Genomic DNA, 18770 nt, shown 5'->3' with positions numbered 1-18770 from the left:
TTTAACTCGTCTGCAATGCAGCGATTTCGGATTTATCTGCCAGCCTTTTCAGCAACATATTCAGCAGCACGCCGTACATTGGCAGGAAGAAAATAATGCTGATCAGCACCTTGAAACAGTAATCGACCAGCGCGATTTCCATCCAGTGCTCGGCCATGAAGGCATCCGGGCTACGCCAGAAAGCGATAAAGAAGAAGGCCAACGTATCGCTGATATTGCCAAATAGCGTGGACGCTGTCGGTGCCAGCCACCAACGACGGTTCTGGCGCAGGCGGTTAAAGACATGCACATCCAGAATTTGTCCCAGCGCGTAAGCCATAAAGCTGGCGGCGGCGATACGGGCAACAAACAGGTTAAAGTGCAGCAGTGCGCCAAATCCCTGCCACGATCCCATATAAAACAGGGACGAAACGACATAGGAGATCAGCAACGCGGGGATCATCACCGCAAAGATGATACGTCGAGCCAGCGGCGCGCCAAAAATACGCACGGTCAGGTCGGTCGCGAGGAAAATAAACGGAAAGCTAAACGCGCCCCATGTGGTATGGAAACCAAAAATGGAGATTGGAAGCTGCACCAGATAGTTGCTGGAGGTGATCACCAGCAGATGAAATAGCGATAGCCAGAACAACGCTTTTAGGCGCTGAGTTTGTGTAAACGGAGTCATATTGTGACCTTTTTGTTGGATGGGGTGAGGGAACCCAATAAAAAACCGTCGCATGATACTGCTTTAAGAGCACATTGCAATGGTTGTTTTTCACGCAATCGTTAACCTGATTGGCTTACGCCACAACAGAGCGTAAAATAACGCCGTTTTTGTATGAATGAGACGACGATGAGCGACCTGTTTACTTCCCCCGACCATACTCTTGATGCCCAGGGACTGCGCTGCCCGGAACCGGTGATGATGGTGCGTAAAACCGTACGTGGCATGCAGGCCGGTGAAACACTGCTGATTGTCGCCGACGATCCGGCAACAACCCGCGATATTCCTGGCTTCTGTACCTTTATGGAGCATGAGCTGGTGGCCAAAGAGACCGACTCGCTGCCGTACCGCTATCTGCTGCGTAAAGGTCACTAGTTTTGTTTGCCGGATGGCGCTAACGCTTATCCGGCCTACAAAGAACGTGTAACCCGTAGGCTGGATAAGGCCACGCCGTCATCCGGCAAAAAACTATCCTTTACGTAACAACCGCAGCGCGTTAGCGGTCACCAGTACCGTTGCCCCCGTATCGGCCAGCACTGCCAGCCACAATCCGGTTATCCCGAGCAGCGTGGTGACGAGGAAAATCCCCTTCAGGCCCAGCGCAATCGCAATGTTCTGGCGAATATTGGCATGGGTGGCCCGCGCCAATTGAATCATTTGCACCAGACCGCGCAGGCGGTTGTGGGTCAGGGCGGCATCGGCGGTTTCCAGCGCGACGTCGGTCCCGCTTCCCATCGCAATGCCGATGGTAGCCGCTTTCATTGCCGGAGCGTCGTTGATACCGTCGCCAACCATCGCCAGCGGCGATTGTCGGTTGAGATGGGTAACGGCCTGCACCTTATCTTCCGGCAAGAGTCCTGCTTTAAATTCGAGACCCAGTTCACTGGCAATGGCGGCCGCCGCACGCGGGTTATCACCGGTCAGGATCACGCCTTTCACGCCAATCTGATCAAGCTCGGCGATAGCGCTGCGAGCGTCGTCGCGCAGCGTGTCCTGTAGGGCCAGCACGCCGAGTACAGTATCGTTACGCAGCACCAGCACCACCGTTTGGCCCGCGCTTTCCAGCTCGCTTATCTGCCCGGCAAAGGCATCAGCAGGCTGCTTACCGGCGGCGCAAATCAGCACGCGTTCGCCGTTGACCAGCGCTTCAATTCCAGAGCCAACCAGAGCCCGTTGCTCTCTTGCGATAGGAATAGTCAGTTCGCGTGTTTGTGCTTCCCGGACAATCGCTTGTGCCAGCGGGTGTGTCGCACCTTGCTCTACCGCTGCCGCCAGCGCCAGCAGTTCAGCTTCGCCAATACCACTCGCCGGGTGAATCGCAGTGACGCGCGGTTTACCCACGGTCAGAGTGCCGGTTTTATCAAACGCCACCTGCGTGACTCTACCCAACTGTTCCAGCGCGGCCCCACCTTTGATTAACGCCCCACGACGCGCCGCGGCGGCAAGACCAGAGGTAATGGCTGCGGGGGTTGAAATCACCAGTGCGCAAGGACAGCCAATCAACAGCAGCGTCAGTCCTTTATAAATCCACTCCTGCCAGGATGCGGCAAACAGCAGCGGCGGTACGAGGGTGACCAGCAGCGCAACCGCCATAATGGCTGGAGTGTAAATTCGACTGAAACGGTCAATAAAGCGCTCAATGGGGGCGCGACGTTCTTCCGCTTCTTCAATCAGCTTCAGAATACGATCAATGGCGCTGGCGCCCGGTTCGGAGAGCACTTCCAGTGTAACCAGACGGTCCACGCTGGTGGCACCTGCCGGGACTTTCTCGCCGGTGGCCCGTTCAACCGGGATCGATTCGCCGGTCAGGGCGCTTTCATCAAAGCTGGCAAACCCGGAAACCAGTTTGCCGTCGGCAGGTAAACGCCCACCCGCGGCAACTTCAATAACATCGCCAGACCGGAGGGTATTGATAGCCACCTCTTCGCGCTCGCCGTTACGCAGGCGCGTGGCGGTTTCCGGTTTGAGCGCCATCAGTGCGCTGACCCCTTTACGGGCCCGGCTGGCGGCCCATCCTTCCAGGCGTTCGCCAATTAAAAACAGCAGCAGCACCATGGCGGCTTCCGCCGTCGCGCCGATAAACAGTGCGCCGATGGCGGCCACGCTCATCAATGTTTCAATGGCAAAGTAGCTGCCGGTTTTCATCAGACGCAGGGCCTGACGGGCAATGGGATACAGACCGACCAGCGTGGTGGCGATAAACGCTATCTGACCGAAGGGATGATTGAACTGCTCCAGCCCCCAGCTAATCGCCATCATGATAATCAGCGAAATCAGCGGTAGGTTTTCTTTAAAACGTGACTCGCGGGCGGCGTCCGTCGCGTGCTCATCGCGCAGGGTATAACCTGCTTTTTGCACCGCGTTTTCAACTTGCTGGCGGATATCGGAACCGGCATCGACCACCAGTTTTTCAGTGGCGAACAGAACCTGGACCTGGTTGACGCCGCTGACCTGGCGGACCGCATTCTCTACTTTGCGGGCGCAGGCTGCACAGTCCATGCCCGCCACTTTCCAGGAATAGCGGGTACCTAGTACGGTATCGGATACGGGCGGTGTAGTGGAGCAGCTTCCTTCGCAGCAGCAGTCATCCGCCTTTTGTGGCGCAGGCGCTGGCTTGAAAGAAGAAAATTGTGGGGCCTTTTTGCCATTGGTATCAGGTGTCGACATGGCATCCTCCGGTTGATAATCATTTCGTATTAACCGGAGGATACACTCTGGAGTCGACTCCAGAGTCAAGCATTTTAAAGATACAACGAACGAACAATCAGGAAATGTCCGGCGAAGTAGCAGGCGGCGGCAATGGCGTTATCGGCGCGAAAGCGACGACGGTAATGGCTACCCAGCCAAACAATATTGCCAATGAACAGGAGCGATGCGCCCATAAATGCCGACAGCGCCGGAGCGGTCGGGCGGAAGAACCACAGTTCGCCAGCCATCCAGACCATCATCAGCGTGATGCCAATAAAGGTACAAATAGCAATGCGCAACTCTTCCAGACGCGTCCAGATCACGGCGATCAGCAACGCCCCCAGTACCGCCAGCACCAACGGCAAAGGCCAGAAGAACGACAGCGTCATTTGGCTGGCGAAGTAAATGGTATACAGCAGATGCGACAGGAAGAATGCCCCCACGGCGTACAGCAGGCGTTGGCGCGGCAATAACGTCAGCGCATCGCCCAGCAGCGAGGCCAGCAGACCAGCCAGCACCAGATAGCTGATAGCGTTAAACATTGGCGCCTGCCAGGCCAGCAGCGCCAGCAGGAGTAACGTCAGGGGTTTAAAGACCCAGCGTTGCCAGGCGGGCCCACGATAGGAAGCATCCACGAACAACCATGCGGAAAGGCAGACAGCGATAAACGACCAAAGCATCTTAGTTCCTTGAATTCGTTATTTTTTCGTAAGCGGGGTGCTTACGGCTCTACTGTCCAGTGTAGAGGTCGACACTGCCAGATGACAACACCATAACGGGCAATGTATGCTTATTTCCGCATTTTCTGATGGGTTAATACTATGAGCAAACCACCACTTTTTTTCATTGTTATCATTATCTTAATTGTTGTCGCCGCGTCGTTTCGCTTTGTTCAGCAGCGGCGTGAAAAAGCCGATAATGATGCGGCGCCGCTGGTGCAAAAGCAGGTGGTGGTGAGTAACAAACGGGAAAAACCGCTTAACGATCGACGATCCCGTCAACAGGAAGTGAGCCCGGCGGGAACCAGCATGCGCTATGAAGCCAGCTTTAAGCCACAAAACGGCGGCCTGGAGCAGACGTTTCGTCTGGATGCTCAGCAGTACCATGCGCTAACGGTCGGGGATAAAGGCACGCTAAGTTACAAAGGTTCGCGTTTTGAGGGGTTTACGCCGGTGCAATAATGCCGATCGGCGCTGTGTTTATCGCGTCAGCGCCGACAATAAATTTAAATTAAATATATAATGCTTCTGAAGTATATTTTTTATTAATTTCTCGATAATTATTTTGTAGGTTACATATTTATCGCTTACCTAAAAACATCGATTGTATCACTATTTTTCCACCCGCCTTTCACTATTCTGCTATTTCAACTTCATCGTATATATAAATATTTTTAAAAATAAACTAAGGAATTTATATGGCGAATACAATGTGGCTGGCCTTAAATGGGCAGGCGCAGGGTTTGATTTCTGCTGGATGTGCTTCGGTAAGTTCAATCGGAAATAAATCACAACCTGCCCATCGTGACCAGATAATGGTAATGACAGTTAACCATGGCATGAGCCGGGTGCAAAATGTGAACCATCAATGTTTGACATTTATTAAGCCGGTAGATAAATCCTCGCCTTTGTTAGGAAAAGCCATAACAGACAATGAAATATTGAGCTGTGAATTTAGCTTCTATCGCACGAGTCCGGCGGGTTTAAACGAGTGTTATTACGTGCTAAAACTTATCAATGCCAGAATATCCAGCATCCATTTGCAGGTGCCTCATACCATCGATGACAGTGCGGGTCAGCCAGAAGAAATCATTGAACTATCTTACGAATCTATTTCCTGGGAACATCTTATTGCTGGAACCAGCGCATACAGCCTTTGGGATGAGCGAATTTTTTAAGGAGCAATGATGGAAAGCTATTATGACTGGATAGGGAATCATCGTGAAGATATTCTTAGAGGAAATAACTGGCAGCGTAATCAGCGTATCGAGAACGAAATCAGAACGCTGAAAAATAACCTGAATAGCAATATACAACACATTATGCTGCTAACGCTTGAAGAGGCTCAGGGCGTGATTGATGATTTGCTGGGCAGTAAACCCGTCAGTTTTTCGACGAATTATGCCGGGAATATCAGAGATACGGTTTTTGCTACTAAAAACCTGTCGAAGCTTTTTTCTTATCAGCAGGCCGGGAAGATTGTCTTTACCTTAAAAGGCCTTGGGATTAAAGCTACGCAGTATGCTTATCAGGGAAAACTGTATGTGAAGATTACTGGCTACCCTTCTCTGCGACGCATTCTTAACGGAACCCGTTACGGGATTAATCATCCTAAGGTACTTGAAGTGGGCATTGGCAGCGCCGGGTTTCGAAATGGCATAATGTCAGGGGCCAAATTCTGCATCTGGTTTTCCGCATGCTGGCGGTTGATTGAGTTGATCTTTAAATCCGAACATGACGTTGCCGCATTGCTGGGAAACGTGACGATGGATGTGGCGAAGGTGATTGTGAGTGTTTTTGCCTCCAAATTAGCTGGGAGAACCCCTGTGTTGTTCTTATCTTCATTTATTGTAACGAGCGCAGCAGTTCCGGTTTGGGGAGAAATTGTTTGTGCTGTTGCATTAGGTTTCTTTATTGCTTATATCCTCAATGAAGTGGACGAAAAATACGAGCTGTCAGACAAACTTATAGCGTGTATTTGTGAGGGGATGAAAGAGCAGCAAAAAATTGCAGAGTGGAACTCTCGACACTCGGGATATAGCGGTTCACTTTACGGCGGAATTTATTGATATGAGCTTTAATATTAATCTGGAGAATATTAAGAAAAGATGTAAGTCGTTTTTTTTTATGCTTTTTGTTGGTGGGATTAGTTGGGGGTTTTATCACGCCAGTGTGCCAGACATTACCGATCTTATTGAATCCAGGAGCATTGTTTATTTTTTCTGGGGGTCATTTTCTCTGCTGCTGATGTTTCCTGTGGGTTTTTTCTTTACTTTATGTATTGCCTACGTGACCTTTACGAAAAGCATGCAGCCGCCCAAATTCTTCGACAGGGTATTTACTATCGGTATCCATGTTGCGGGTGTAGGGTTTGTTGTTGGAAATATCCTCTCTTTTATTGTTATTTTTTATCCTCTTGGTACTAACTATGTTTTATGCGAGCGTCCAGGCCCGACGTCTGGCACCTATTACACCCGGACCGAAGAGATTTGCGAGCAGGTGAAACACCTGCGGAAAACAAGAGCCAGTAGAGATATTCCAAAACTGAAAGATCAGCTGGACGGCGTATCACCACCGTGATGGTGTTTAACAGGCCCGGCTCGCAACGTGCCGCCGGGCGAAAAGATCGCAGTTACTTCTTCAACTGATCTTTAATCTTCTTCTGCCACACCAGTAGCTCAAAGACGCCGAACAGAAAAATACGGATTTTCTCTCCGTTGGTCATCTGCGGGCCATCTTTAGGCATGGTGCTTTTTAGCAGCGCCAGCTGCATGCCATGCATCAGCACCATAAATATCAGTGCGACGTTAACGAAGATGTTAAGCGGGCGTGGAAAGGGTTGGAAAATATTCAGTAGTAAAAATGCCCAGACGCACAGCATCAGCAGGCGTCCCAGGTTAATCAACATCGTGTTCTCCTCGTGCTTCACGTTGGTACAGGCGATAGGCGACCTGTCCGGCAACTTTCTCACGGTATAGCGACCAGTTCACCGGAACCGGCGGCAAACCGTTTTCTACTTCGCTTTCAACGTAAATATACGCTTCATTTGCCAGCCAGCCATGAGTTTCCAGAAGTGTTAATGTTTCTTCCAGTAACCCTTTGCGAAACGGCGGATCCACAAATACCACGTTATGCGGCGTACCCGTCTGAGCCAAAAATGTCAGCGTATTGGTATTGACGACGCGGGCATGGGAGGCTTTCAGCGTGGCGAGATTCTTTTGTAGCTGCTGAGATACCGCGCGATCCATCTCCAGAAGCGTCGCATTTGCCGCATAGCGAGAGAGGGCTTCCAGCCCCAGCGCGCCGCTGCCGGCGAAGCAGTCCAGACAGTGAGCATCGACCATTACCGGGGCCAGCCAGTTAAACAACGTTTCGCGCACACGGTCGGTGGTCGGACGCAGGCCGGGGCTGTCCGGAACCGGGAGTTTACGGCCACGCCATTGCCCGCCAATAATGCGGATCTGGCCGCTACCAGAGTGATTCGGTTTTTTCATTTCTATTATTGCTCAATCCGCCTATAGCATGTCATTCCAGGCGGTGATGTGAGTTAAGTTAACCCGTCGCCTTTCAAGTTACCTCTTCGTTGGCTGCACTTACTCACCCGAATCACTTACTAAAAGTAAGCTCATCGGGATTCGTGCGCTTGCCGCCTTGACGTAACTCGAAATTCATTGGGTATAAGTGATAGACTATTTCATCATTTTTTTAGCTGCTATGTACATAGCGTTGACGCTGTGCCATGAAGCAACAGCGGGGGAGTGTAGTCGCAAATGGCGAAAGAGAAAAAACGTGGCTTTTTTTCCTGGCTGGGCTTTGGTCAAAAAGAGCAGGCACCGGAAAACGAGACAGAAGTAAAAAACGAAGAACAACAACCGGTTGCTGAAGAAACTACCGTCGTTGACGAACAGCCGCGCGCCGAGGAAACCCGTAGCGAGGCGGAAACGCAAGCCTTTGCAGCTGAAGTCGTTGAAGTAACTGAACAGGTTGCGGAAATTGAGAAACCGCAGCCGGAAGAAGAACCTGTCGCCGAACAGGCGCAGCCGGAAATTGAGCCGGTTGCTGAACCCGTTGCTGAAACTGTAGTGGAAACGCCAGCGGCGGTGGTTATCGAACGCGAAGAATTGCCGCTGCCGGAAGAGGTGAAAACCGAAGACGTTTCTGCCGAAGAGTGGCAGGCCGAAGCGGAAACCGTGGAAATTGTTGAGGCGGCTGAAGAAGAAGCTGAAAACGAGCCGCAACTGACCGACGAAGAGCTGGAAGCACAGGCGCTGGCCGCTGAGGCTGCTGAAGAAGCGGTTATGGTGGTGCCGGTAGAAGAACCTGCTGTAGAAGAACCGGTAGAAGAAGAGGTAGTCCAGGAGCAGGAAAAACCAACCAAAGAAGGTTTCTTTGCGCGTCTGAAACGCAGCCTGCTGAAAACAAAAGAAAACCTCGGTTCCGGATTTATCAGTCTGTTCCGTGGTAAAAAGATCGACGATGATCTGTTTGAAGAGCTGGAAGAGCAACTGCTGATCGCCGATGTGGGCGTAGAAACGACCCGTAAGATCATTGCGAATCTGACAGAAGGTGCCAGCCGCAAGCAGCTTAAAGATGCGGAAGCGCTGTACGGCCTGCTGAAAGAAGAGATGGGCGAGATTCTGGCGAAGGTTGACGAACCGCTGAATGTTGAGGGCAAAACACCATTTGTTATCTTAATGGTTGGCGTCAACGGTGTGGGCAAAACCACCACTATTGGTAAGCTGGCGCGTCAGTTTGAGCAGCAGGGTAAATCAGTAATGCTGGCGGCGGGCGATACTTTCCGTGCGGCGGCGGTAGAACAGCTGCAGGTCTGGGGTCAGCGTAATAATATCCCGGTGATTGCTCAGCATACCGGTGCGGATTCCGCGTCCGTTATCTTTGATGCCATCCAGGCGGCGAAGGCGCGTAACGTAGATGTGCTGATCGCTGATACCGCAGGGCGTTTGCAGAATAAATCGCACCTGATGGAAGAATTGAAAAAAATCGTTCGCGTCATGAAGAAGCTGGACGAAGATGCGCCGCATGAAGTTATGCTGACTATCGACGCCAGCACCGGGCAGAATGCGATAAGCCAGGCCAAACTGTTCCATGAAGCGGTGGGCTTAACCGGTATCACCCTGACCAAGCTGGACGGTACGGCGAAGGGCGGGGTTATCTTCTCGGTTGCCGATCAGTTTGGCATCCCTATCCGCTATATCGGTGTGGGCGAACGTATCGAGGATTTACGTCCGTTTAAAGCGGACGATTTTATAGAGGCACTTTTTGCCCGAGAGGATTAACAATGATTCGCTTTGAACATGTCAGCAAGGCCTATCTCGGTGGGAGACAAGCGCTGCAGGGAGTGACCTTCCATATGCAGCCTGGCGAGATGGCGTTTCTGACCGGCCACTCCGGCGCGGGGAAAAGTACCCTGCTGAAGCTGATTTGTGGAATTGAACGGCCCAGCGCCGGGAAAATCTACTTTAGCGGGCATGACATCAGCCGTTTGAAAAACCGCGAAGTGCCGTTTCTGCGTCGTCAGATTGGCATGATTTTTCAGGATCACCACCTGCTAATGGACAGAACCGTGTTTGATAACGTGGCAATTCCACTGATCATCGCAGGCGCCAGCGGGGACGATATTCGTCGTCGCGTGTCAGCGGCGCTGGATAAGGTCGGGCTGTTGGACAAAGCGAAAAACTTCCCTATTCAGCTCTCTGGCGGTGAACAACAGCGCGTCGGCATTGCCCGTGCGGTGGTGAATAAACCAGCGGTGCTGCTGGCGGATGAACCAACGGGGAACCTGGATGACGCGCTGTCGGAAGGGATCCTGCGCCTGTTCGAAGAGTTTAACCGCGTCGGGGTCACGGTATTAATGGCCACGCACGATATTGGCCTGATCTCCCGTCGCTCCTATCGCCAAATGGTTCTGAGCGATGGACATCTGCATGGAGGCGTGGCGCATGAATAGACGTGACGCTATTAACCAAATCAAACAGTTCGGTGGCCGACTGGATCGCTTTCGTAAATCGGGCGGTGCGCCGGGTGATGGCGGTCGCAACGCGCCTAAGCGTGCGAAGGCCGCGCCAAAGCCGAACTCGCGTAAAACCAATGTCTTTAATGAGCAGGTACGTTATGCGTTCCAGGGCGCGTTACAGGACCTGAAAAGCAAGCCGCTGGCGACGTTCCTGACGGTGATGGTTATTGCCATCTCCCTGACGCTGCCAAGCGTGTGCTACATGGTATATAAGAACGTAAACCATGCAGCAAGTCAGTATTATCCGTCCCCGCAGATCACCGTTTACCTGCAAAAAACGTTGGATGATGATGCGGCGGCGCGGGTGGTTGGTCAGTTGCAGGCCGAGCAGGGCGTGGAGAAAGTGAATTATCTTTCCCGTGACGACGCGCTGGGCGAATTCCGTAACTGGTCTGGATTTGGCGGTGCGCTGGATATGCTGGAAGAGAACCCGCTGCCGGCCGTGGCGGTGGTGATCCCGAAACTGGACTTCCAGGGTACGGAGTCGCTAAACACGCTGCGTGACCGCATCGCACAAATCAACGGTATTGATGAAGTGCGGATGGATGACAGCTGGTTCGCTCGTCTGGCGGCGCTGACGGGCCTTGTCGGACGCGTTTCCGCGATGATTGGCGTGCTGATGGTAGCGGCGGTCTTCCTCGTCATCGGTAACAGCGTGCGTCTGAGTATTTTTGCGCGTCGCGATACCATTAACGTGCAAAAACTGATTGGCGCGACGGATGGATTTATCCTGCGTCCGTTCCTCTACGGCGGGGCACTGCTCGGTTTTTCCGGTGCATTTCTTTCACTGATTTTGTCAGAAATTTTGGTGATGCGTCTGTCGTCAGCGGTGACTGAAGTGGCACAGGTATTTGGAACCAAGTTTGATATCAATGGCTTATCATTCGATGAATGCCTGTTATTGCTGCTGGTGTGCTCGATGATTGGCTGGGTGGCAGCCTGGCTTGCCACGGTTCAACATTTACGCCACTTTACCCCCGATTAAAAAATCTCTGGTATAATCTTTCCCTGCACTGAGTAGTTCGCTCTGCAGGGAAAGAGTCCCTGTGATCTCTTCCCGGCGTATTCATTGTGATGTCACATTTTGTGCGTAATCTATACACATTACGACATGGAACTTGTGGATAAAATCACTGTCTGATAAAAGATTGAATGATATTCTCGTTGCTCATAAGCTCTGGCATGGTTGTTGCTATTGGTTTTAGCCAATGCGCCAGATGAAAAGATTGAGAGGATTTGAATGACCAAAGAAATGCAAAATTTAGCTTTAGCCCCTGTTGGTAACCTGGAATCTTACATCCGGGCTGCGAACGCGTGGCCGATGTTGTCGGCTGACGAGGAGCGGGCACTGGCTGAAAAGCTGCATTACCAGGGCGATCTGGAAGCAGCTAAAACGCTGATCCTGTCTCACCTGCGCTTTGTTGTTCATGTTGCTCGTAATTATGCGGGCTATGGCCTGCCGCAGGCGGATCTGATTCAGGAAGGTAATATCGGCCTGATGAAAGCCGTGCGCCGTTTCAACCCGGAAGTGGGTGTGCGCCTGGTTTCCTTCGCTGTGCATTGGATCAAAGCTGAGATCCACGAATACGTTCTGCGTAACTGGCGTATCGTTAAAGTCGCGACCACTAAAGCGCAGCGTAAGCTGTTCTTTAACCTGCGTAAAACCAAGCAGCGTCTGGGCTGGTTTAACCAGGACGAAGTTGAAATGGTTGCTCGCGAGCTGGGTGTTTCCAGCAAAGACGTGCGCGAAATGGAATCCCGTATGGCGGCGCAGGACATGACGTTTGACATGTCTTCAGACGATGAGTCTGACAGCCAGCCGATGGCCCCGGTGCTGTATCTGCAGGATAAATCTTCTAACTTTGCCGACGGCATTGAAGAAGATAACTGGGAAGATCAGGCCGCGAACAAACTGACCCACGCAATGGAAGGTCTGGACGAGCGTAGCCAGGACATCATTCGTGCTCGTTGGCTGGACGAAGACAACAAGTCGACGTTGCAGGAACTGGCCGATCGCTACGGCGTTTCCGCTGAACGTGTTCGTCAGCTTGAAAAGAACGCCATGAAAAAATTGCGCGCGGCGATCGAAGCATAATCTTCCAGCCGACCTGGAAATGCTGATAAACCCTGGATGAAAATCCGGGGTTTTTTGTTTTTATCTCTCCCCCTCTCTCCTGACGTTTATGCTTTTTGTCATCAAGTTGTTATCTGCATGTCAAATTTAGCTATTCCAAAATAATAAAAATCGGGTATGTTTTAGCAGAGTATGCTGCTAAAGCACGGGTGGCTATCCAATAATCGAAATAAAGTGCTGAACAACAACATCACAACACACGTAATAACCACAATAATGGGGATTGTCAGGATGAATATGAAGGGTAAAGCGTTATTGGCAGGATGTATCGCCCTGTCTTTGAGCAATATGGCGTTTGCTAAGGATATTAAAGTTGCTGTCGTCGGCGCGATGTCCGGTCCGGTAGCGCAGTATGGCGATCAGGAATTTACTGGCGCAGAGCAGGCTATTGCAGATATCAATGCCAAAGGCGGTGTGAAAGGCGACAAACTGGTCATGGTGAAATATGACGATGCCTGTGACCCGAAACAAGCGGTAGCGGTAGCTAACAAAGTGGTCAACGACGGGATTAAATATGTTATCGGCCACCTGTGCTCATCTTCCACTCAGCCTGCGTCAGATATCTATGAAGACGAAGGCATTCTGATGATTACCCCAGCGGCAACGGCGCCGGAGCTGACCGCGCGCGGTTATAACCTGGTGATGCGTACCACCGGTCTGGATTCTGATCAGGGCCCGACTGCTGCCAAATATATCGTTGAAAAAGTGAAGCCGAAGCGCATTGCGATCGTTCACGACAAACAACAGTACGGTGAAGGCCTGGCGCGTTCCGTGCAGGACAACCTCAAGAAAGCCAACGCTGACGTGGTGTTCTTCGATGGGATCACCGCTGGCGAGAAAGATTTCTCTACGCTGGTGGCGCGTCTGAAGAAAGAGAATATCGATTTCGTTTACTACGGTGGTTACCACCCGGAAATGGGGCAGATTCTGCGCCAGGCACGCGCTGCGGGTCTGAAAACCCAGTTTATGGGACCAGAAGGGGTAGCGAACGTGTCGCTGTCTAACATCGCGGGTGAGTCTGCAGAAGGCTTACTGGTAACGAAACCGAAAAACTACGATCAGGTTCCGGCGAACAAACCGATTGTGGACGCGATCAAAGCCAAGAAACAGGATCCGAGCGGTGCATTCGTATGGACCACCTACGCCGCGCTGCAATCCTTGCAGGCCGGTCTGAACCAGTCTGACGACCCGGCTGAAATTGCCAAATACCTGAAAGCAAACTCAGTGGAAACCGTAATGGGGCCGCTGTCATGGGATGCGAAGGGCGATCTGAAAGGCTTCGAATTCGGCGTGTTTGACTGGCATGCAAACGGGACGGCGACCGACGCCAAATAATTTTCCTGGCGCCTTTCGCGCTGCAGACGCGTTGGCTGCGTTATTCAACCCCGGTCACTTACTTATGTAAGCTTCCGGGGACTTCATAACTTGCCGCCTTCCTGCAACGTGAAATTCTTGGAAAATTGCGAGGTGGTTTTTTATTTTTTGCTCCCAGCATGTAGGCCGGATAAGCGTCAGCGCCATCCGGCTTTTTTATCTTTTTTCCCAGCCATTTTCCTGGGCCGTAAACCCTAACGCCTGCATAAACGCGGCCATCACGCTGCGGTCTTCAACGCCGACGTCGGCCATCCACCATGAACTCACGTCAGGGTTTTCCCGGATCACTTCTTCGATCAAATACTGCCCGACGCCGCGGCGGCGGGTGATATCGCGTACGCGCAAGGAATCCAATGCGCCTTGCGTGCCGCTCAGGGTTACGCGAACTGCGCCTAACAGACGCTCGTTAAAGCGCGCGGCGTAGATCCGGTGCGTTTCATCTACGCTTAATGATGAGGCGGAATATTCCGGCCAGATTTTGCCCAGATCAATCTGGTCCTGGTCGCTAAAGTTCTCTAAACGAACGATGGTCAGCTTCATTAACAGCATGTCCAAATCACAAAAGATGGAATGAGTGTACCGAAATAATTCACCCGGATGCTTTCTCTTTTTTATGTGAATAACCAGATTAATAATTTTGTAACAACAGTAATGACAGTTTGAAACCGTAGAGATTGAAAAACAGGCAGAATAATACCCTGGAATGCAGCATTTTATTCGGCTCTTTGTGCCGTTATTTTATGCTGACAAACGTGCTTTTTTTTGTTTATCTATAGTGAAAAGCAGAATATTATCTTTTCTTAATCGACTGAAAAATAGAGATTTTAGCCTGATTTTGCTTAAATGGCTGCGCTAAACCATTAATGAGACTGGTAAAAATAGTGCAGTTCAAAAAAAGCACAGACTGCTTTTTAACCACATAAATACAAAATATTAATTACGTCACGAATGGGGATTCAGGTAATGAAACGGAATGCGAAAACAATCATCGCAGGGGTGATAGCACTGGCAATGTCACACGCGGTCATGGCGGAAGATATCAAGGTCGCTGTTGTCGGCGCGATGTCAGGTCCGGTCGCGCAGTGGGGTGATATGGAATTTAATGGCGCACGTCAGGCCATTAAAGATATCAATGCCAAAGGCGGGGTCAAAGGCGACAAACTGGTCGCTGTGGAATATGACGACGCCTGCGATCCGAAACAGGCCGTTGCGGTAGCGAACAAAATCGTCAATGACGGCATTCAGTACGTTATTGGACATCTGTGCTCATCTTCCACGCAGCCCGCATCAGATATCTATGAAGATGAAGGCATTCTGATGATTTCTCCGGGCGCCACAAACCCGGAACTGACCCAGCGAGGTTACGCTCACATTATGCGTACAGCGGGCCTGGACTCCTCTCAAGGGCCGACCGCCGCGAAATACATTCTGGAGAAGGTGAAGCCGCAGCGCATTGCCATCATTCACGATAAACAGCAATACGGTGAAGGCCTGGCGCGTTCAGTGCAGGACAGCCTGAAAGCGGGTAAAGCCAACATCGTTTTCTTTGACGGTATCACCGCCGGGGAAAAAGATTTTTCTGCGCTGATCGCTCGCCTGAAAAAAGAAAATATCGACTTTGTTTATTACGGCGGCTACTACCCGGAAATGGGGCAAATGCTGCGCCAGGCACGTTCCGTCGGGCTGAAAACCCAGTTTATGGGACCAGAGGGCGTCGGCAATGCGTCGCTGTCTAACATTGCTGGTGATGCCGCTGAAGGCATGCTGGTGACCATGCCAAAACGCTATGACCAGGATCCGGCGAATAAAGCTATCGTCGATGCGCTCAAAGCTGACAAGAAAGATCCAACTGGACCGTACGTGTGGATCACTTATGCAGCCGTCCAGTCATTGGCGACAGCAATGGATCGCAGCGGTAGCAAAGAGCCGCTGGACCTGGTGAAAGATCTGAAAGCACACGGGGCTGATACCGTGATTGGGCCGCTGAAATGGGACGAAAAAGGCGATTTGAAGGGATTTGAGTTTGGTGTCTTCCAGTGGCATGCGGACGGTTCATCGACCGTTGCGAAGTAATACCTGAAGACGAGTTATCCCACCGCCCGTGTAAAATGGGCGGGTATAAAAAGGTTACCTTATGTCCGAGCAGTTCCTCTATTTCTTGCAGCAGATGTTTAACGGCGTCACGCTGGGAAGCACCTACGCGCTGATCGCCATCGGTTACACGATGGTGTACGGCATTATCGGCATGATCAACTTCGCCCATGGCGAGGTGTATATGATCGGCAGCTATGTCTCCTTTATGATCATCGCCGCGCTAATGATGATGGGCATTGATTCCAGTTGGCTACTGGTCGCGGCGGGCTTCGTCGGCGCGATTGTGATTGCCAGCGCCTACGGCTGGAGCATTGAACGCGTGGCGTATCGACCCGTGCGCAGCTCTAAGCGCCTGATCGCGCTGATTTCCGCCATCGGGATGTCCATCTTCCTGCAAAACTACGTCAGCCTGACGGAAGGTTCGCGCGATGTGGCACTGCCCAGCCTGTTTAATGGCCAGTGGACCGTTGGCAGTAGCGAAAACTTCTCTGCTTCCATCACCACCATGCAGCTGGTTATCTGGATTGTAACCTTCCTGGCGATGCTGGCGCTGACGCTGTTTATCCGTTACTCCCGTATGGGTCGCGCCTGCCGTGCCTGCGCGGAAGACTTGAAAATGGCCAGCCTGCTCGGCATCAACACCGATCGCGTGATTGCGCTGACCTTTGTGATTGGCGCGGCAATGGCGGCGGTCGCGGGCGTGCTGCTTGGTCAATTCTATGGCGTAATTAACCCGTACATCGGCTTTATGGCCGGGATGAAGGCCTTTACCGCAGCGGTGCTTGGCGGCATCGGCAGCATTCCTGGGGCGATGATCGGCGGCCTGATTCTGGGCGTCGCGGAAGCGCTCTCCTCTGCTTATCTGAGTACTGAATACAAAGACGTCGTTTCATTCGCGCTGCTGATTCTGGTGCTGCTGGTGATGCCGACCGGTATTCTGGGTCGCCCGGAGGTAGAGAAAGTATGAAACCGATGCATTTTGCAATGGCGCTGCTCTCTGCCGCCATGTTCTTTGTCCTGGCGGGCGTCTTTATGGGCGTTCAGTTAGAGCTTGACGGCACCAAACTGGTGGTGGATTCCGCGGCAGATATTCGCTGGCAGTGGGTGTTTATTGGTACTGGCGTGGTCTTCCTCTTTCAGTTGCTGCGTCCAGCTTTCCAGAAGGGCCTGAAGAGCGTCTCCGGACCGAAGTTTATTCTGCCGGCGATTGACGGCTCCACCGTTAAACAGAAGCTGTTCCTGGTGGCGTTGCTGGTGATTGCCGTGGCGTGGCCGTTTATGGTCTCGCGCGGTACGGTGGATATCGCCACGCTGACGATGATTTATATCATCCTCGGCCTCGGCTTAAACGTGGTGGTGGGGCTTTCCGGCCTGCTGGTGCTGGGCTACGGCGGCTTTTATGCCATCGGCGCTTACACCTTCGCGCTGCTGAACCACTATTACGGACTCGGTTTCTGGACCTGTCTGCTGCTGGCTGGGCTGGTTTCCGCTGCTGCGGGCTTCCTGCTCGGCTTCCCGGTACTGCGCCTGCGCGGTGATTATCTGGCTATTGTGACCTTAGGCTTCGGTGAAATCGTCCGTATCCTGCTGCTCAACAACACCGAAGTGACCGGTGGCCCGAACGGTATCAGCCAGATCCCGAAACCGACCTTTTTCGGTCTGGAGTTTAGCCGTACCGCTCGTGAAGGCGGCTGGGATACCTTCAGCAACTTCTTTAACGTCAAGTACGATCCCTCTGACCGCGTCATTTTCCTCTATCTGGTGGCACTGCTGCTGGTGGTCTTCTCGCTGTTTGTGATTAACCGTCTGCTGCGTATGCCGTTGGGCCGTGCGTGGGAAGCGCTGCGTGAAGATGAAATAGCCTGTCGCTCGCTGGGCTTAAACCCTACGCGCATCAAACTGACAGCTTTTACCATCAGCGCCGCGTTTGCCGGTTTTGCCGGTACGCTGTTTGCCGCGCGCCAGGGCTTCGTCAGCCCGGAATCCTTCACCTTTGCCGAGTCGGCCTTTGTGCTGGCAATTGTGGTATTGGGCGGAATGGGCTCACAGTTTGCGGTGATCCTCGCGGCCATCCTGCTGGTAGTGTCACGCGAGCTGATGCGTGATTTCAACGAATACAGCATGTTAATGCTGGGTGGTTTAATGGTACTGATGATGATCTGGCGTCCGCAGGGCTTGTTGCCGATGACCCGTCCACAGTTGAAGCTGAAAAACGGGGAAGCAAAAGGAGAGCAGGCATGAGTCAGCCATTATTATCCGTTAACGGCCTGATGATGCGCTTCGGCGGTCTGCTGGCGGTAAACAACGTTGAACTGGAACTGCGGCCGCAGGAAATAGTTTCGTTAATCGGGCCAAACGGCGCGGGAAAAACCACGGTCTTTAACTGTCTGACCGGTTTTTATAAGCCGACCGGCGGGACGATTAAGCTGCGCGACCAGCACCTGGAAGGACTACCGGGTCAGCAAATCGCGCGTATGGGCGTGGTGCGTACTTTCCAACACGTACGTCTGTTTCGCGAAATGACGGTGATTGAAAACCTGCTGGTGGCGCAACATCAGCAACTGAAAACCGGCGTCTTCTCCGGCCTGTTGAAAACTCCGTCGTTCCGTCGCGCGCAGAGTGAAGCGTTGGATCGTGCCGCCACCTGGCTGGAGCGTATTGGTTTGCTGGAGCACGCCAACCGTCAGGCGAGTAACCTGGCCTATGGCGATCAACGTCGTCTGGAGATTGCCCGTTGCATGGTGACCCAGCCGGAAATTCTGATGCTCGACGAACCCGCTGCGGGACTCAACCCGAAAGAGACCAAAGAGCTGGACGAGCTGATTGCTGAACTGCGTAACCATCACAACACCACCATTTTGTTGATTGAGCACGACATGAAGCTGGTGATGGGTATTTCCGATCGTATTTACGTGGTGAACCAGGGCACGCCGCTGGCGAATGGGACGCCGGAACAGATTCGTAATAACCCGGATGTTATCCGCGCCTATTTAGGTGAAGCATAATGGGGGCGAGGATTAA

The 18770-nt window shown here is 52.2% G+C and carries 20 protein-coding genes and 1 pseudogene; 14 read left to right on the top strand and 7 right to left on the bottom strand.

What is annotated here, in order from left to right; translation table 11 throughout:
• Position 1: 1 nt before the first annotated feature.
• Positions 2-667, bottom strand: a complete 666-nt coding sequence (locus tag OGX66_RS03500) for a 7-cyano-7-deazaguanine/7-aminomethyl-7-deazaguanine transporter (protein WP_003023401.1) — start codon at positions 665-667, stop codon at positions 2-4.
• 168 nt (positions 668-835) lie between these two features.
• On the opposite strand from OGX66_RS03500, the gene tusA reads away from it, so the two are divergent.
• Positions 836-1081, top strand: coding sequence for a sulfurtransferase TusA (gene tusA / locus OGX66_RS03495; RefSeq protein WP_003023404.1), 246 nt, complete (start codon positions 836-838; stop codon positions 1079-1081).
• A gap of 93 nt (positions 1082-1174) precedes the next feature.
• Here the strand turns inward: tusA and zntA are convergent, their stop codons facing one another.
• Together zntA and OGX66_RS03485 are read right to left on the bottom strand one after the other, a co-directional pair.
• A complete protein-coding gene (zntA, locus tag OGX66_RS03490; protein WP_136345935.1) occupies positions 1175-3373 on the bottom strand; it encodes a Zn(II)/Cd(II)/Pb(II) translocating P-type ATPase ZntA in 2199 nt (732 codons plus the stop codon).
• Positions 3374-3447: 74 nt separating this feature from the next.
• Positions 3448-4074 (bottom strand): lysoplasmalogenase, encoded by a 627-nt coding sequence (locus OGX66_RS03485; RefSeq protein WP_003846172.1) that lies wholly within the window; start codon positions 4072-4074, stop codon positions 3448-3450.
• 141 nt (positions 4075-4215) lie between these two features.
• Here OGX66_RS03485 and OGX66_RS03480 point away from each other — a divergent pair, with 141 nt between their 5' ends.
• The 4 genes from OGX66_RS03480 (at position 4216) to OGX66_RS03465 (ending at position 6693) form a co-directional block, all read left to right on the top strand.
• Positions 4216-4575: a DUF2500 domain-containing protein gene (locus tag OGX66_RS03480; protein WP_003837824.1), complete on the top strand. Its 360-nt coding sequence runs from the start codon at positions 4216-4218 to the stop codon at positions 4573-4575.
• Positions 4576-4811: 236 nt separating this feature from the next.
• Positions 4812-5291 (top strand): Hcp family type VI secretion system effector, encoded by a 480-nt coding sequence (locus OGX66_RS03475; RefSeq protein ID WP_003837826.1) that lies wholly within the window; start codon positions 4812-4814, stop codon positions 5289-5291.
• 6 nt (positions 5292-5297) lie between these two features.
• Positions 5298-6182, top strand: a complete 885-nt coding sequence (locus OGX66_RS03470) for a hypothetical protein (protein WP_225990928.1) — start codon at positions 5298-5300, stop codon at positions 6180-6182.
• Position 6183: 1 nt separating this feature from the next.
• The gene (locus tag OGX66_RS03465; protein ID WP_099975503.1) at positions 6184-6693 is read left to right on the top strand and encodes a DUF1240 domain-containing protein; all 510 of its coding nucleotides are present in this window, start codon (positions 6184-6186) and stop codon (positions 6691-6693) included.
• A gap of 52 nt (positions 6694-6745) precedes the next feature.
• On the opposite strand, the gene OGX66_RS03460 is transcribed toward OGX66_RS03465, so the two are convergent.
• Both OGX66_RS03460 and rsmD read right to left on the bottom strand, forming a co-directional pair.
• The gene (locus tag OGX66_RS03460; RefSeq protein ID WP_003023415.1) at positions 6746-7021 is read right to left on the bottom strand and encodes a DUF1145 family protein; all 276 of its coding nucleotides are present in this window, start codon (positions 7019-7021) and stop codon (positions 6746-6748) included.
• Positions 7011-7607: a 16S rRNA (guanine(966)-N(2))-methyltransferase gene (gene rsmD, locus OGX66_RS03455; RefSeq protein WP_003837832.1), complete on the bottom strand. Its 597-nt coding sequence runs from the start codon at positions 7605-7607 to the stop codon at positions 7011-7013. The genes OGX66_RS03460 and rsmD overlap by 11 nt, the downstream gene beginning before the upstream one ends.
• A 276-nt stretch (positions 7608-7883) precedes the next feature.
• On the opposite strand from rsmD, the gene ftsY reads away from it, so the two are divergent.
• The 5 genes from ftsY to livJ all read left to right on the top strand — a co-directional run bounded on the left by ftsY (position 7884) and on the right by livJ (position 13616).
• Positions 7884-9410, top strand: a complete 1527-nt coding sequence (gene ftsY / locus OGX66_RS03450) for a signal recognition particle-docking protein FtsY (protein ID WP_088902989.1) — start codon at positions 7884-7886, stop codon at positions 9408-9410.
• Positions 9411-9412: 2 nt separating this feature from the next.
• Positions 9413-10081 (top strand): cell division ATP-binding protein FtsE, encoded by a 669-nt coding sequence (gene ftsE / locus OGX66_RS03445; protein WP_136345934.1) that lies wholly within the window; start codon positions 9413-9415, stop codon positions 10079-10081.
• Positions 10074-11132: a permease-like cell division protein FtsX gene (ftsX, locus tag OGX66_RS03440; RefSeq protein WP_003837835.1), complete on the top strand. Its 1059-nt coding sequence runs from the start codon at positions 10074-10076 to the stop codon at positions 11130-11132. Before ftsE ends, ftsX begins: the two co-directional genes overlap by 8 nt.
• A gap of 255 nt (positions 11133-11387) precedes the next feature.
• Positions 11388-12242 carry an RNA polymerase sigma factor RpoH gene (gene rpoH / locus OGX66_RS03435; RefSeq protein WP_003023425.1) on the top strand — a complete coding sequence of 285 codons (855 nt, stop codon included), beginning with the start codon at positions 11388-11390 and terminating at the stop codon, positions 12240-12242.
• Positions 12243-12512: 270 nt separating this feature from the next.
• Entirely contained in the window at positions 12513-13616 is a 1104-nt protein-coding gene (gene livJ, locus OGX66_RS03430) for a branched chain amino acid ABC transporter substrate-binding protein LivJ (RefSeq protein ID WP_139153507.1), read from the top strand.
• Between the two features lie 83 nt (positions 13617-13699).
• On the opposite strand, the pseudogene OGX66_RS24580 reads toward livJ, so the two are convergent.
• Positions 13700-13827, bottom strand: a pseudogene (locus tag OGX66_RS24580) (hypothetical protein).
• Complete coding sequence (panM, locus tag OGX66_RS03425) at positions 13812-14195, bottom strand: aspartate 1-decarboxylase autocleavage activator PanM (protein ID WP_003846184.1); 384 nt, start codon at positions 14193-14195, stop codon at positions 13812-13814. The pseudogene OGX66_RS24580 and the gene panM overlap by 16 nt, the downstream one beginning before the upstream one ends.
• A 423-nt stretch (positions 14196-14618) precedes the next feature.
• Between panM and livK the strand changes: the two genes are divergently transcribed.
• The 4 genes from livK (at position 14619) to livG (ending at position 18754) form a co-directional block, all read left to right on the top strand.
• Positions 14619-15728 carry a high-affinity branched-chain amino acid ABC transporter substrate-binding protein LivK gene (gene livK / locus OGX66_RS03420; RefSeq protein WP_003023433.1) on the top strand — a complete coding sequence of 370 codons (1110 nt, stop codon included), beginning with the start codon at positions 14619-14621 and terminating at the stop codon, positions 15726-15728.
• A 61-nt stretch (positions 15729-15789) separates the two neighbouring features.
• Entirely contained in the window at positions 15790-16716 is a 927-nt protein-coding gene (gene livH / locus OGX66_RS03415; RefSeq protein WP_003023435.1) for a high-affinity branched-chain amino acid ABC transporter permease LivH, read from the top strand.
• Positions 16713-17990, top strand: coding sequence for a branched chain amino acid ABC transporter permease LivM (gene livM, locus OGX66_RS03410; protein WP_286510900.1), 1278 nt, complete (start codon positions 16713-16715; stop codon positions 17988-17990). Before livH ends, livM begins: the two co-directional genes overlap by 4 nt.
• Positions 17987-18754 (top strand): high-affinity branched-chain amino acid ABC transporter ATP-binding protein LivG, encoded by a 768-nt coding sequence (livG, locus tag OGX66_RS03405; RefSeq protein WP_003023438.1) that lies wholly within the window; start codon positions 17987-17989, stop codon positions 18752-18754. Before livM ends, livG begins: the two co-directional genes overlap by 4 nt.
• Positions 18755-18770 lie beyond the last annotated feature (16 nt).

The organism is Citrobacter sp. Cf072, assembly GCF_030334485.1.
In the GTDB taxonomy this organism is placed as follows: domain Bacteria; phylum Pseudomonadota; class Gammaproteobacteria; order Enterobacterales; family Enterobacteriaceae; genus Citrobacter; species Citrobacter freundii.
This window is presented reverse-complemented; position numbering and strand designations above follow the sequence as displayed.